The following is a 14,954-nucleotide window of genomic DNA, read 5'->3' on the forward strand; positions in this document are numbered from 1 at the left end:
ACTCCTTCTTATCATTACATGTAATCCAAAATACTAATTTTACTCATCGTACTTACTGATTTTAATGTCGCTTCATACGTTGCATTAATATAAGCTAAATCAGAAATTGCTACAGCTAAATCTACATCCTCGATTTCTTTTCGATTTTCTTGGAGCGCTAAGTTTTGTTCATTTAAAATTGTATTGAATGTATCCAACGTATTCATTACTGCACCTAATTCTGTTGTTTGATTCAACACCTTATCTAAATTTTGCTTATTTTCTTCTAGTAATGGCTCCAAGGATTTTTTATCACCATTTTGTAATGCATCTCCCATTTTCTTTAATGTTTGAATAGCTGAAGATAACAAGTTATCCCCTTTACGAAAAACTGTCACTTCATAGCCATCATTTAATTCCCATGTAACATTTTTATTTCCACCTTGATATGTACCATCTTCTGTAAAAGGTTGTTTTTCTACACTTTCCCCGCCAAAAAGATAGCGTCCTTGTTCTTTTGTATTAGCCAAATATACCACTTGCTTTAACAATTGATTAACTTCTGTACCTATCGCTTTCATTTCCTTTGGACCGTTCGTCCCATTTACAGCTTGTAGAACCAATTGATCGACTCTTGTTAAAGATTTCGTAATACCTTGTAACGCTGCTTCAGTTTGAGACAAAACATTTTTTGAATCTTTTAAATCTTTTTGCATCTGTTCAATATTTGCTAATGAATGTTCGATTGCAAATGATTTCCCCGCAGCAAGCGGATCGTCACTCATATGTAAATTTTTCTTACCTGAAGTGACTTGGTTACGATGATATTGTTGCTGAACACTTAAACCCATCAGTTGGTTTTTAGCCCAATTTGCATTTTGGAATGTAGATACTCTCATAAAATCCCCTTCTTTATTGTTTAATTTTTATAAATTAATTAAATTTACCCTTATCGAATGATAGAAAATAAGCTATCAAATACTTCATTCATTGTTGAAATTGCCTTCGAATTGGCAACGAAATATTTCTGAAAGGCCATTAAGTTAACCATTTCTTCTTCCATATTAACGCCTTCCATACTCATTTTCTCTTGTTCAGTATCTGTGAATAAGTTTGTATGAATATCCTTATAGGCACTTGCTGCACTTTTATCTGATGCAATTCCAACAAGAAATTTATCTAATGCTTGTTTATAAGAAAGTCCATCTGTATATTCTTTATCTGAAATTCCTGCCAATTCTTTTGCTGTTTCAGTAGAAATTTTCATTTTTGAAACGTCATTTGCAAGTTCTGGATTTAAACGAATATTTTTGGAAATATCTCCAACAAAGAAATCTTTTTTCATAACTCCATTTACTTGATCTTTGATAGCAGACATTAATTCATTTAAAGAATCTTTATAGCCTTTAACATGCTTGTCCTTATTTCCAGTAATCTTTACTTTCATATCAATTGCAGATGAGATTTTCCCACTCTTTAATGGAATATCTGTTCCGGAAATTTGTACTGAAATCGGTTCTTTCTCCTTTTGTAATTGAAGTGGATACGTATCTTGTCCACTTACTGCTAATACACCAGAGATTCTAACACTCGCAATATTAGGATTTCCAGATTCGTAAGATACTTCTATATTAGCATATTGAGACATTTCTGTAATAATCCGATCTCGCTCGTCTAAGAGCTGATTCGGCACTTTCAAACCAGCCTCTCTAATATTTTCATTTGCTTTTGCTAAGCTTTCAGCAAGACGATTAAACTCGTCTACATGCCCTTGAATATCTGCTGATACTTGCATTTCCGCTTCTTCTAAATCTCTTCCAATGCGGTTTAACTGATTTGTAAATTTACCTGTTGCAGCAATAAGCGTATCATAATAATTTGCTTGTTCTGGATTTTTAGCTACTTCACGAAATGCATTAAAAAAACCATCCATCAAGCTAGACAATGAATTCGGCCCAGTTGTCCCTATAATAGATTCTATTCGTGATAAAGCATCGTCCATATACCCGTAGTAAGACAGCTGAGATAATTGCTCATTATATTGTTTTGTTTTAATTTCATCTGTAATACGATCTACACCCATTACCTGAACTCCATAACCAATTCGTTGTTCTGGTGTATTTCCATTATTCGCTCCCACAGATCCGTAGTTTACCGCTTGACGCACATATCCCGGTGTATGAATATTAGTAAGATTTTGTTGTGTTGTTTTCAACCCAACTTGTGCCGCTAACATGCCTGATAGCGGTGTATTATAATCAGATAATCTCATAATTTTTCACTTCTCCTTTACAATAGCTCATTCATAAAGATTTGCGAATTATGATTCTTTTCTTGATTGTATTCAGAAACAGAATCCACAATACTTTCTGTAGTTTTTAATAATATATTTAAATAATATTGATTTTTCAACAGAATTGTTTTTACATTTTTTTCTAATTCCAGTAGTTTTTTTTGTAATTCTTCTGTTTTTTTAATTTCTTCTTCTGAAAAATACGAAAACAACGAATGCATTCGAAATGGTTCAACGCCATTTTCTTGACAACATTGAACAACGCTATCTTTGAAAGTAGTTGTTAGTTGTTTTACACCATCTATATATCGCAGTTGTTCCACTTGCAGTCGCTGTACTTCATTTATGTTTTTTTGTTTTAAATTCTCATATATCTGTTCTCCAAGCACACTAATATTCTCGTATGCCTTTTGAATGACAACGAGCTTCTCATATAACTGTATGTACATATAACTTCCTTCCTTTTTATAATACTAGATTCACAATTAAACCATGAATTTCTCCAATTTGGTTTAATATTTCTAAATGACCTGTTTTTGTATTAATTAAATTCATAACATCCTCTAATTCATTTAAGCCCGTTTCAGCTTGTTTCACGATTGTCATTTTTTGCGAATATCCATACCTTGGATGACGCGACATAACATCTTTGTACTGTAATACATGATCAACATAGAAATTCAAAAATGATTTCACTGTATTTTTATATTCCATTACATTATCAAGAGTTAACTCTAATTCAATTTTTTCTTTAATTTCTCCAATATTATCAACAAATGCTTCCATTTGCTCTAGCAACTTATCTTTCTTTGAATCCGCATGCAAATTCTCCGAAAAAGCAAGTCCAGTTCTCAAGTTTGCTTCTTTCGGCATTTGGTTTGCAGGTGGTATATGCGATAAAATTGGATTGTGCGAAATAGAACGTAGCATATCAATCACCTATACATTTATTTATTTTTTTATTTATTAATCGTAAAATCCGGTTATTTATAATTATACTCTGTATAACGATATTTTGCAGTTATTTTTTGCGGAAGTTATGTTACAATTTAGCATGAGGTGGCGCAAATCTATGAATATTTTTCTTTGTGGTTCAAATCAATTAACAGCATTAGATCGAAAAGAAATAAAAGCTTTTTTATTAGACTATGCTCACAAACATAAAATTCACATATTATGTTACAAATCTATTGAAAATGAAGTGCTTCATTTCTTTATAGAAAATGAACATTTGGCTCCAAACTTATGCCTGTACACATTGCAATCGCTACATTTACTAACAGATGAATTTCAAGAAGCGGTCGATTATCTAAAAGCATACGGAGCACAATATATCACATTTGATTACCCTTATGATTCTATTTATCGCTCAGAGTATATGTCTTTTATCAAACAAATTGTGGAAGGCAGTCAGTTAGTTTTCTGCTTTTACAATGGAGATAAACATACGTCTGTTATTCCTGTCGATATCGCAAAGGATGCGGGGGTTGATGCAGTGATTTATGATTTACCCGGATTACAGCAAAACCAAGTAAAAAAAAGCTTTGAACAAAAAATCCGCATGATGTAATACATCTAAAAAGGGGGAGGCACAATACAATATATTGTGCCTATATAACTATGATAAATGAACAAAATTATAATTATTTTATAACGAGTCTTAAACAACAATTCCATATAGATATTTCTTTATATAAGCAGGATAGAATGAGGAGAAGAATTGATTCTTTCCTCTCACGCAAAGGTTTTGAAAATTATACTCATTTTATCAATGCTCTGCGAAATGACCAAGAATTATTTACACACTTTATCGATCACATTACAATTAACGTATCGGAATTTTTCCGCAATAAAGAGCGTTGGCAAACACTTGAAACAAAAGTTTTACCAAAGCTGCTCCAACAAAATACTGGAAAGTTAAAAGCATGGAGTGCTGCATGTGCAGCTGGCGAGGAACCGTATACCCTTTCATTCATTTTATCAGAGCGATTGCCAACTTTTCGCTTTGAAATTCAAGCAACAGATCTCGATTTTCATATTTTAGAAAAAGCAAAACAAGGTCAATATACAGAACGCTCTTTGAAAGAGTTACCAGATGCTTTTAAAAAACGTCATTTTATAAAAGAAAATGATATATATACAATAAGTCCTAGCATAAAACAACAAGTAACCTTTAAACAACACGATTTATTGACACAAAGTTTCGACACAAATTTTGATTTAATTATTTGTCGCAACGTTATGATTTACTTTACAGAAGAAGCAAGGGCGCTACTTTATGACAAATTTAGCCGTTCCTTAAAAAAAGGCGGCGTATTATTTGTCGGTAGCACGGAGCAAATTTTAACTCCTGAGCGCTATAATCTTCAGCGCTTTGATACGTTCTTTTATGAAAAAATATAAAAAGGTCGCTGCTTTTTTAGAAAGCAGCGACCTTTTGTCTCTCTATCATGACCGTATGAAAAGAATACAAACAATCCATATAAGTAAAAAACAAATCGTAATCGACCACTTATGTTCTTGCATCGCTTTTTTGAATTGGTGTGACAACTGTGTCATATTCATTTCGGCTAATGCACGCCATGCACTCGCATCACGATCCTGAGAAGGATAAACACCATTTATTAATGAAGTTTCATTTGATAGTTTTGTCATATAAGTCGTAATGACGCTCATAATCATATTCAAATTACCTTGAGAAGGATTCTGCTCCGCCAAAGAAAGAAGCCCACTTACATCTAATAATGGGATAAATACTTTCCGTCCAAATACAAGCTGTACTTCGGCATAATCATACGTTCCATCTAATAAAGGAATCCCCTTTACATGTGCCTGCTTTACAATTCCTTCTATACTCCTCACAATTTGCTCATATATTTGTTCGGACTGCTTTCCTTCATTCGCTACTGTATGCAGTTTTGAAAATAACTGAAGTATCGTATCTATTTCCTTCATGAGAAATGCTGTAAGCGCTTTTCCATCACCAAGATTTGCAAGTAAAATACCGATTTCATGATTCTTTGTAATGATTTGAGATTGAGTTGTAATTACTAGATTACTTTGTTTTCGCTCTTTATGTATCTCCTGTTTAGAAATAGTCGCAGACTGTTTGAACGGGTCTAACGTCTTGTTTTCCATACCAATGCGCTTAATATCCATTTCCATGCTCCTTTTCAAGCACTTCCGCATTTCATTATTATGTTAGCTCCACTCTTTATTACTTTTTACAACAAAGAATAACGCGAACAAGCCTGCTATTATCATAAATATTTGTGAAGCTTCAAATCTCTCTTCTTTTGGCTGTTTCTTCTCTTTTTTACTTTCAACTTGCTCTTGCTTCTTAGAAACCGTTTGATGATCTTTTTTTGACGGCTGTACTTTTTTCACTTCTTGTTCAGGCTGTTTTTGCTCTTCTTGTTTCTTCGGCACATCAGCAATTGGGACAACCGTCTCTTCCTTCGCAGCAACTTTCTCTACTTTGATCGGCTCTTCCGTTTGCTTCTCTTCTTGAACTTGTTCTTTTGGCTCTTCGCTCTCTTTAGATGCTTGTTCTAAAATAGAGATAATATACGAGCTTTCTTGCACAAAGCGGTTACCAGCAGCGTCAACGATTTCAAGATGAAGATGGTATCTCCCCACTTTCATCGCTTCTGTTACTTCATAAATTTTCCGCCAATCCTGTTCATGCTTTTGATAATCTAGTAAAAAAGTAATATCATTATTCGGTTCTTCCCCTTTTAATACAATACGCACTTCTTTTACTATTGATTCTGCATCGGAGGCTTTCACACGAATCTCTAACATATCACCATTTTTCCGCTCGATTATCCCATCCTTTGCGTCTTCAACAACAAGTTGTTCTAACTTCGGCAATTCTTTATCTAAAGTCGGAGCTTCATTTTTAATGTTAACGAGTGGGATTTCTATTTCTTTTTCTATGATTTCTTTACTTTCATCGTCTTCATACTGTTGCATGAGCTGAAGATGCCAATCTCCTTCTAAATCATAAGCTCCAACTGTGTAGGATGCAATCCACTTGTTCGCTTCTGCTTCATATTGAAAAATTAACGACCGCTCTTGCTCATTTTGTCCTTCTTTCACTTGCAATTGCAGTGTTCCATTTACACTTTGCACATTTTGTTCTTTCGGTTCAATCGTAATTTTCAGCTGTTCTCCTAACATAAACTGAGGCTTACTCACCGTAACTATACCTAATTCTGTTTCAAACTTTTGTTCTTGCTCCTCTTGCTGCTTTTCTTGGTGTTCTATTTCTTCTTTTGGCTGTTTATTATTTTGCATATCTTGTTGGTTGATTGTTTCGATATTACTTTCTTGTATACTCTCTTCTGCTTTACTTTGAATTGGGAAGAAGAGAAGTAGCTGTAATATCATCCAGCAAACGAGAACATATCTCATACTATTCATCTATTTGTTCAAGCTCCTATTTAACGTCTTATAACGATTTTGTAACTTTCACACCGAAAAATCCATCAACATTAACAAGTTCACCGTATGCAACTAATATATTATTCACATAAATTCGAATCGGTTCATCAATATCTTCATCAAGTACAACTGCATCATTTTCATGTAAACTTAATATATCTTCAATTGTCTTTACTGTACTTCCAAATACAAATTCCACATTTACTTCCACATCTTGAAGAATGGATGCATCGATTCCCAATGCATTAGTTGTTGGAATTTCTTGGAACTCGAATGGTTGCGCTTCTGATACTTGAACTGCTTCTTCCTTCATTTCTTCTTGGACAACTTCTCCTGTCTCAATTTCAGCTTCTTCTATAACAGGATCTAACAGGCGCCGCACCATTTCCTTCGCTTCTGGGATTGGCAAGATTTGATACATCTTCGATTGAACAAGTTCTCCAATTTCAATATTAAATGTAATTTGAACTAGTTCATTCCAATTTGTACCTCCTCCCAAATATTCCATTTCTTCCTTTAAAGTAATAAATTTTACTGTTGGTGGAGTAATATCCATCTTTTCCTTGAACATTTCTGACATGGCAGTTGCCGCATGTCCCATCATTTGGTTCATGATTTCTTTAATGCCACTTAGTTCTAGTTCTGTTAACTCTTGGTCCGGATCGATTTCACCTGTTCCCATCATCATGAGATCTACCATCGTTAAAGCAACGTCTTTTGTAAATACAAATACATTTTCATTTTTTAAGCCTTCAACAAAGTCAACATTTAATATAACAAATGGAATTGGAACACCATCATAATGACGAGCATTGATTGTTTCTACATTTGGTGTACTAATACTAACCGGTTGATTTAATACTGTCGATAATACTGTTGATGCGGAACCAATGGAAATATTGGCGATTTCCCCTAACACATCTTTTTCTTCTTGTGTTAATTGCTCTTTTACAGAGTCTGTTTCTATTAATTCTTGGTTGTTTTCTACTTCTTTTTTTGTTTCAATATTTTTCTTTTCTTGTTCTGTACCACTAGACAACTGTAATAATTTATCTATCATTTGTTTCGCATGTTCAACTGATACAATTTGCACAAGCTTAGAATTTACAAGACTATCTATTTTTAAATCAAACGATACTTTAATAATTATATTATTTTCTTCACTACCAGAGATTTTCTCCATTTCATCTAGTAGTTTTACAACCTTAATAGTCGGCGGCGACATGTCCACTGTATCTTGGAAAAACTCTGACATAGATGTTGCGGCAAACCCCATCATTTGATTCATAGCTTCCTGTACTGCACTTAGTTCTAATTCTCCAAGTTCTTTTCCTTCTTCCACTTCACCTGATCCCATCATCATGAGATCCGCAATAGCCAACGCAACATCTTGTTGAAGAACAAACAAGTTTTCTATATCTAATCCTTTTGTAAAATGAATATTTAATACGACATGTGGAACTTCTATTTCTCTCGCATCATATAAATTTACCATTTCAACATGAGGAGCAGTAATACTGACCTGTTTATTTAAAATCGTTGATAGAATCGTTGATGCAGAACCAAATGAGATATTCGCAATCTCGCCTAGAATATCACATTCTTCAGATGTAAGTAATTGTTCTTCTTTTTCTGCCACAAGAGTTTCCGTTTCCTCTTTTGTATGTTCTTCAGGCATTTTTCTCGCCTCCTCATTTCTATTTCTTTCTTATGGTTTGGTTTATATAGCCTTTCTATTATACCCGTTATATTTTAACAAACTTATGATAAGAATTGTGATATAAATGAATAATAATACAGTTGATTATTATAGTCACGAAAAACTCCCCAACTTTGCACATTAGGGAGTTTCATTTCACTTATAAACCTTCTGGGTTTAAAATGAGGACTACCCGTCCGTCACCGAGAATTGTCGCACCAGAGAAATGTTTTGCACTTTCTGCAAAGAAGTCACCTAATGACTTTAAGACAATTTCTCTTTGACCAATAATTGTGTTTACGATAAGTCCGTAGCTACGATGCGTATTACGCACGATTAAAACAGGAATCATTTGATTATCATATGATGTAAATACCTCTTCTGCTGTTTTTTCACCAAAGATCACACTTAAATGTTTCACTTCAATAATTTGGTCGCGATAATTTAAAACATCTTTTCCTTGCAATGATTGTATATCTTCTTTTCTAATTCGAATTGCTTCAACAATATTACCAAGCGGTAAAGCATATCGTGTTTCATTCGTTTGAATAAGCATAGATTGAATAATAGATAGCGTTAAAGGAAGTTCAATGCGGAATATGCTACCTTTTCCTTCTTCTGAATCAACAATTAAATGACCGCCGAGACTATTGAGTGTATGTTTAACAACATCTAATCCCACACCTCTTCCTGAAAGATCTGAAACAACTTCCGCTGTACTAAATCCAGGTTGAAAAATAAGATCAAATACTTCACGATCTGTTAATTTATTCGCTTCCGCTTCTGTTACAACACCATTTTTAATCGCTTTCTCTAATACTTTTCCTTTATTAATCCCGTTTCCATCATCAGTAATTTGAATGACAACATGATTTCCACTATGAAAAGCTTCTAATTTTATTGTTCCTGTCTCATTCTTTCCTACATCACGACGTTTTTCAACCGTTTCAATGCCATGATCTATTGCATTACGAATTAAATGAACAAGTGGGTCTCCAATCTCATCAATGACAATCTTATCGACTTCTGTATCTTCACCAGTAATCTGTAAATCAATCTTTTTCCCTAAATCTTTCGCTAGCATGCGCACCATGCGTGGAAAACGATTAAACACCGTTTCAATCGGTACCATACGCATGTTTAACAATACATTTTGAATATCTTTTGAAATATCTCCCAATCGATTTAAATGCTCTATTAATTCTTTATTTTGAATCTTCTCCGCTAATTCATCAATACGGCCACGTTCAATTACACTTTCTTCAAACATATTCATTAATCGCTCTATCTTTTCTAACTGAACACGAATAGAACGATTTTCTACTTTTGCATTTTTTCCTTTTGCATTTCCTTTAGGAGATGTTCCTTTGTTAGCTGGTTGTGAAGAAGATGTTGCACTCTGCTTCGCTTCTTTCTCAGCTTGCGCTCCTATGGCTGGCTGTTCCTGTTTCGCTTGTTTCACTTCCACTTTTTCAATTTCAGAAACATGAAGTGTAGCTTGTGTTAGTTCTTCCTCGCTCCGCTCTGTATTCATGTAGACTGTAAACTCAAACCCAAAAGCATCTGCTTCGATTTCCTCTATACTCGGAACTGTTTTTTCAATATCTCCTAAACCTTGTAGAACTTCTATACACATAATGGCTCGTACTGCTTTTAATATTGCTTGCTGCTCAATCGTAATATGAACTTCATGCGAAACTGTTTCATTGTCAGGTAATTCGATTTGTTGCTGGGTATCTGTTGTACTGACTACATCACCATTTAACAAAGCTTCTAGCTTCTGTTTTGTAGCTGCAACATCTAAATTCCCTACACCACCTTGTTGTACATCAGCGACCATTTTTTCTAAATTATCAATACATTCAAAAATAACATCTATAATATCAGCATTAACTGCCATATTTCCATGACGAATTTCATCAAGAACATTTTCCATCTTATGTGTTAAATCAGCCATCTCTGTAAACTCCATACTTGCAGACATACCTTTAAATGTATGGGCAGAACGGAAAATTTCACCAACAACATCCATATCTTCAGGATTTTGTTCTAAATTTAAGACATTTTCATTTAATGATTGCAAATGTTCTTCTGCCTCTTCAAAAAATATATTTAATAAATCTGTTTGCATTTTCAACCCCCCTGCCTTATCAAGCATTTCATTTATGTATAACAATTTAATGTTTTAAAAACAATAGAAAAAGGGGCCCACACTTTTATATCTATCATTGTTCGATTCTTTGTGGCACCCCTCTTTATATGAATTAGCTCGCCGCTACTTTTGTTAATGCTTCAATAACACGGTCGGCTTGGAACGGTTTAACAATAAAGTCTTTTGCGCCGCCCTTAATCGCATCTAATACCATGCCTTGTTGTCCCATTGCAGAACAAATTACAACTTTTGCATTTGCATCAATTTTTATAATTTCTTGTAATGCTTCTAGACCATCCATTTCTGGCATTGTAATATCTAATGTTACAATATCAGGTTGAAGTTCCTTATATTTTTGAATCGCCTCTAGTCCGTTTTCTGCTTCACCGATAATTTCAAATTCCGGATTACTCTTTAATAAATTTTTAATCATCGTTCTCATAAACATCGCATCATCTACTACTAAAATTTTATGTGCCATTCTTTTCAATTCTCTCCTTCTATGTATAAATATATCATAATATTTCAGCTTATCATTCTCACTCATTATACAAAATAAAACGAGAAAATTTAATATTTTTTTTAAAGAATTTTTGTATTTCTATTATTTTTTTATGAAATACTCATATATTATTCTTTTACATATATCACAACACGACGATTTTTCGCCCAATTTTCTGGTGAATCGTTCGATACAACTGGTTTTGTATCGGCATATCCAACCGCTGCTAACCTTTTAGCATCTATGTCATATACTTCAATTAGATGATGAATCATATTCGCAGCGCGTGCAGAGGATAACTCCCAGTTTGATGGGAATTTTTCATTATGAATCGGTCTACTATCTGTATGTCCTTCTACAACAATTGGATTCGGAACAGACTGAAAGAATCCAACTAATCTACTAATGATCTCTTTCGCTTCTGGTTTTACGTTTGCATCACCAGTATCAAATATTAAATTATCAACAATAACAATGCTAACCCCTGTATCTTCGCGGTACACCTGTACCTCCTGAATTCCATTCTCTGTTACGTAACCTTTTAGCTTCTTATACAAATCATCCATTCTTTTTTTAGACGATACTTTCTCACTATTTTTTTCATGAGAAATATCTGGTATTGTATTTTCCATTACTTGTGCATCCACTTGCCCTGCATCACTAAACTTCTCAAGCATTTTTGATAATTTCGCTGTATCTTGTTTTGATGTCGCAACTAATAATACAAAAAAAGTAAGCAATAACATCGTTAAATCAGTAAAGGTCGTCATCCATCGAGGTGATCCTTTTTGCGGTCGTTTCATCATCATCCCACCCCTAAAAAGTTACGCTGCTCGTTTTTCTTTTTTTATTTTCGTTTCGTATACATACGTATCAAGCTTTAATTTTAATTTAGAAGGGATTTGTCCACGGTATAATTCTGAAATTGCCTCCATAATAAATTTCTTTTCAATGTATATATCTTCAATACCCCGGTATACTTTTTCAGCAAGCGGAATCATAATCATATTGGCAATAACAGATCCATATAACGTTGTTAACATGGCAACTGCCATTCCCGTTCCAATTTGAGACGTATCCTGTAGATTTTGCAACATAATAATGAGACCAATTAATGTCCCAATCATTCCCCAAGCTGGTGCAAAATCACCAATTTTATCTAACAATGCTGCACCTTTTTTCAATTCATATACTTCTGTCTCAATATCTTTTGTTAATACCTCTCTTAACTCCTCTTCATCGTATCCACTAAGCATTAAGCGAATGCCTTTTTGAATAAAAGCATGATCTACTTCTTCTCCATCAGCTTCCAATGATAACAACCCATGTTTTTTCGATTTTTTGGAAAACTCTACAAACATCTCTGTTAATTGTTCTAAATCTTCGTCTCTTCTATGCAATACGGAAAAAATACTTTTTATATATTTTTTCATTTCACTAAATCGATACGCAACAACCACTGTTGCCATTGTTCCTCCTACAACAATTAAAATAGATGAAACGTCCAAGAAATTTTTAAATCCTTTTATTCCACCTCCGCCAAACATAATAGCCGCAATTACAACAGCAAATCCTACTATAATCCCAAATGGGCTAGAAATATCAAATTTTCTTTTTTTCTTTTGTGGCCTAATTAATGGTTGATTTTCATCTCTCATATTTCTGCCCTTCCTTTTTTCATTTTTCTATTTTTTTATTTTGATAATACGTTTTCGCATTCGTTTTTTATTATACTTCCCTTATCTATTTATCGCAATAACCTCATAAAATTGACACATTTCTTTTTTATATTAAAATTACAATATATTGATATGAGGAGGATCCATATGGAGAATAATATTTTACAAGTCATTGCACTCGCAGAAAAATTAAAATATGAAATGAGACATAGCTGGCTTTCAAACGGTCGTCAAGAAAGTGTCGCTGAACATACATGGCGCATGTCGCTTATGGCTATCTTAGTTCAGCCTTATTTAGATAAAGAAGTAAATATGGAAAAACTGCTTAAAATGGTCATTATTCATGATCTTGTGGAAGCAGAAGCTGGAGATATTCCCGCTTTTGATACAATGAATAGTCAAGAATTACAATTAACAAAACAAGAAAATGAACAACAAGCTATATTAAATATTAAACAAACATTAGAAGGTCCTCTTGGTGAAGAGTTGTATCATTTATGGATGGAATTTGAAGAAAAAGAAACATACGAAGCAAAAGTTGCAAATGCTCTAGATAAACTGGAAGTAAAGATCCAACATAACGAAGCAGATATTCGCACTTGGCTTCCTATTGAACATAAAATGACATTTCAAGTTGCTAAGCACACAAACTTCGATTCCTTCTTATCAAAATTACAAAAAATAATTGAACGAGAAGGCGAAAAGAAATTAATTGCCGCTGGCATTGATGTTGAGGCTTGTAAACAATAGTTTTATCTCCTCTTTCCTATTAAGACACTCTAAAGAGTGTCTTTCTTTATTTAGCACAATATTTCATACCATTTCTTTCTGTTCATTCATAAATCTATTAATTAACGCATCCAACTCTCTACTAAACAACAATACTTTATTGTGCGCTAACCCATATTGAGCCACAAGTACACTTAACTCTTGCTTCTGATTTTCTATTTTCTCTTGTAATTGTCTCATCTCCATATCTATCATAAAAACCCCTTTTTTCCATATTATTACTTTTAAAGTATAATACATCCGCTCATATAAAAAAATAAAAAAACACGAATTTATTTAAATATTTATAAATTAAAAATTCATCATTGTAAAAACACCCTTTATTTTACTCACTTCTATCCATTGGATTCTATGGTTATTTTTTTAATTTCATTCAGCTTTCTATTTCGTGACCGATACATTTGCATAATTCTGCGCAAAAATAAAAAATCCAGTTATCAGTCAGAAGGAATCCTCCCATTGATTAAAAAAGTTTTTCTTTATCTGATTTATTTTTTCAAATGGACCTGCTCCTTTTTGGTCAACAAACATAACGTATGAAGTACCCCCCTTGTTATACAAATGCGCATTGGGAAAGGAGGAAAAATCATGGGTTATGAAGCTAGTGGCTTTGGTTTTAGCGGCGGATTTGCTTTACTCGTTGTGCTGTTTATCCTTTTAATTATTATCGGATGTAGCTGCTGGGGCGGCGGATTTGGATATTAAAAGGGCACTCAAATGAGCGCCCTTTTTTTCTGTTACTTTTGTACGAGACTCTTTCATGCTATTTCATGATAAAAATAAACCATATATTATATAAAATAGAGAATAAGAAATATTTTTCTAAAGGAGGAGCAATCCAATGATTAAAGGCTTATATGAAGCCCATCTACCTGTTTGTAATCTAGAACGGTCCATCCCATTTTACGAATCTCTTGGCCTTAAACTATATAAAAAATATAAGAAAATTGCTTTCTTTTGGATTGTCGAAAATGAAAGTTGGCTTGGACTTTGGGAAGATGATGAATATAAAATACCCTATCATCCTGCTTCAAGACATATTGCCTTTCGTATAGAAATGGATGACTTAGAGCAAGCAATCGAATGGCTGAATCAAAAGGAATTATGGCAAAAAAAGGCTTTAACATGGAACCAATTGAACCGATTGTTTTTCCAGAACAAGCACATGCATCTGTTTATTTTCAAGATCCTGATGGAAATAGCTTAGAACTCATTGCAAGGCTTCCTGCTGAACTAGCACAAACGAAGAAAATGTATTTCAGTGAATGGAAAAAACAAGTGCAATCCTTACATAAAAAAGAAAGATAATCACATACCTTCACCATTTGATAATCCGGTATTTTCTACATTTTAATAAAACACTCTCCTCCGTTAAAATAATGGAAGAATTGATAATGCTTTTTTTCTTTACTCTT

The 14,954-nt window shown here is 33.5% G+C and carries 15 protein-coding genes and 3 pseudogenes; 5 read left to right on the top strand and 13 right to left on the bottom strand.

Annotation, left to right across the window (positions count from 1 at the left end; genetic code table 11):
- Positions 1-14: 14 nt before the first annotated feature.
- From MR063_RS05445 to MR063_RS05460, 4 genes are read right to left on the bottom strand one after another with little or no spacing between them, the layout of a single operon-like run.
- Positions 15-878: a flagellar hook-associated protein 3 gene (locus MR063_RS05445; RefSeq protein WP_012093844.1), complete on the bottom strand. Its 864-nt coding sequence runs from the start codon at positions 876-878 to the stop codon at positions 15-17.
- Positions 879-928: 50 nt separating this feature from the next.
- Positions 929-2,251 carry a flagellar hook-associated protein FlgK gene (gene flgK, locus MR063_RS05450; RefSeq protein WP_242195009.1) on the bottom strand — a complete coding sequence of 441 codons (1,323 nt, stop codon included), beginning with the start codon at positions 2,249-2,251 and terminating at the stop codon, positions 929-931.
- A 17-nt stretch (positions 2,252-2,268) separates the two neighbouring features.
- The gene (locus MR063_RS05455) at positions 2,269-2,721 is read right to left on the bottom strand and encodes a hypothetical protein (protein ID WP_012093842.1); all 453 of its coding nucleotides are present in this window, start codon (positions 2,719-2,721) and stop codon (positions 2,269-2,271) included.
- A 16-nt stretch (positions 2,722-2,737) separates the two neighbouring features.
- Complete coding sequence (locus MR063_RS05460) at positions 2,738-3,202, bottom strand: YaaR family protein (RefSeq protein ID WP_012093841.1); 465 nt, start codon at positions 3,200-3,202, stop codon at positions 2,738-2,740.
- Positions 3,203-3,344: 142 nt separating this feature from the next.
- Between MR063_RS05460 and MR063_RS05465 the strand changes: the two genes are divergently transcribed.
- Positions 3,345-3,842 (top strand): hypothetical protein, encoded by a 498-nt coding sequence (locus tag MR063_RS05465; protein WP_012093840.1) that lies wholly within the window; start codon positions 3,345-3,347, stop codon positions 3,840-3,842.
- Positions 3,843-3,892: 50 nt separating this feature from the next.
- A complete protein-coding gene (locus tag MR063_RS05470) occupies positions 3,893-4,675 on the top strand; it encodes a CheR family methyltransferase (protein ID WP_041809613.1) in 783 nt (260 codons plus the stop codon).
- 45 nt (positions 4,676-4,720) lie between these two features.
- On the opposite strand, the gene MR063_RS05475 is transcribed toward MR063_RS05470, so the two are convergent.
- From MR063_RS05475 to MR063_RS05505, 8 genes and pseudogenes are all read right to left on the bottom strand, one after another.
- Positions 4,721-5,431 (bottom strand): hypothetical protein, encoded by a 711-nt coding sequence (locus tag MR063_RS05475; protein ID WP_012093838.1) that lies wholly within the window; start codon positions 5,429-5,431, stop codon positions 4,721-4,723.
- Positions 5,432-5,473: 42 nt separating this feature from the next.
- Complete coding sequence (locus tag MR063_RS05480) at positions 5,474-6,697, bottom strand: transglycosylase (RefSeq protein WP_242195012.1); 1,224 nt, start codon at positions 6,695-6,697, stop codon at positions 5,474-5,476.
- A gap of 28 nt (positions 6,698-6,725) precedes the next feature.
- Positions 6,726-8,396 carry a flagellar motor switch protein gene (locus MR063_RS05485; RefSeq protein ID WP_242195015.1) on the bottom strand — a complete coding sequence of 557 codons (1,671 nt, stop codon included), beginning with the start codon at positions 8,394-8,396 and terminating at the stop codon, positions 6,726-6,728.
- Positions 8,397-8,577: 181 nt separating this feature from the next.
- Positions 8,578-9,771: pseudogene (locus tag MR063_RS22070) on the bottom strand (chemotaxis protein CheA); the annotation flags it as partial.
- A 95-nt stretch (positions 9,772-9,866) separates the two neighbouring features.
- Positions 9,867-10,548: pseudogene (locus MR063_RS22075) on the bottom strand (Hpt domain-containing protein); the annotation flags it as partial.
- 133 nt (positions 10,549-10,681) lie between these two features.
- A complete protein-coding gene (locus tag MR063_RS05495) occupies positions 10,682-11,050 on the bottom strand; it encodes a response regulator (RefSeq protein WP_242142740.1) in 369 nt (122 codons plus the stop codon).
- A gap of 149 nt (positions 11,051-11,199) precedes the next feature.
- On the bottom strand, positions 11,200-11,877 hold the full coding sequence (locus tag MR063_RS05500) for an OmpA family protein (RefSeq protein ID WP_242195021.1): 678 nt from the start codon (positions 11,875-11,877) through the stop codon (positions 11,200-11,202).
- A gap of 18 nt (positions 11,878-11,895) precedes the next feature.
- Positions 11,896-12,729 (bottom strand): MotA/TolQ/ExbB proton channel family protein, encoded by an 834-nt coding sequence (locus tag MR063_RS05505; RefSeq protein ID WP_242195024.1) that lies wholly within the window; start codon positions 12,727-12,729, stop codon positions 11,896-11,898.
- Positions 12,730-12,897: 168 nt separating this feature from the next.
- On the opposite strand from MR063_RS05505, the gene MR063_RS05510 reads away from it, so the two are divergent.
- The gene (locus MR063_RS05510; protein ID WP_242195027.1) at positions 12,898-13,500 is read left to right on the top strand and encodes an HD domain-containing protein; all 603 of its coding nucleotides are present in this window, start codon (positions 12,898-12,900) and stop codon (positions 13,498-13,500) included.
- 63 nt (positions 13,501-13,563) lie between these two features.
- Here MR063_RS05510 and MR063_RS05515 read toward each other — a convergent pair whose 3' ends face one another.
- Entirely contained in the window at positions 13,564-13,779 is a 216-nt protein-coding gene (locus MR063_RS05515) for an aspartyl-phosphate phosphatase Spo0E family protein (protein ID WP_242142736.1), read from the bottom strand.
- Between the two features lie 348 nt (positions 13,780-14,127).
- Between MR063_RS05515 and MR063_RS05520 the strand changes: the two genes are divergently transcribed.
- Both MR063_RS05520 and MR063_RS05525 read left to right on the top strand, forming a co-directional pair.
- Positions 14,128-14,244: a YjcZ family sporulation protein gene (locus MR063_RS05520; RefSeq protein WP_081428358.1), complete on the top strand. Its 117-nt coding sequence runs from the start codon at positions 14,128-14,130 to the stop codon at positions 14,242-14,244.
- A 136-nt stretch (positions 14,245-14,380) separates the two neighbouring features.
- A pseudogene (locus MR063_RS05525) lies at positions 14,381-14,847 on the top strand (VOC family protein).
- The last annotated feature ends 107 nt before the right edge of the window (positions 14,848-14,954 follow it).

The sequence above is a fragment of the Bacillus cereus group sp. BfR-BA-01492 genome, assembly GCF_022662815.1.
In the GTDB taxonomy this organism is placed as follows: Bacteria; Bacillota; Bacilli; order Bacillales; family Bacillaceae_G; genus Bacillus_A; species Bacillus_A cereus_BD.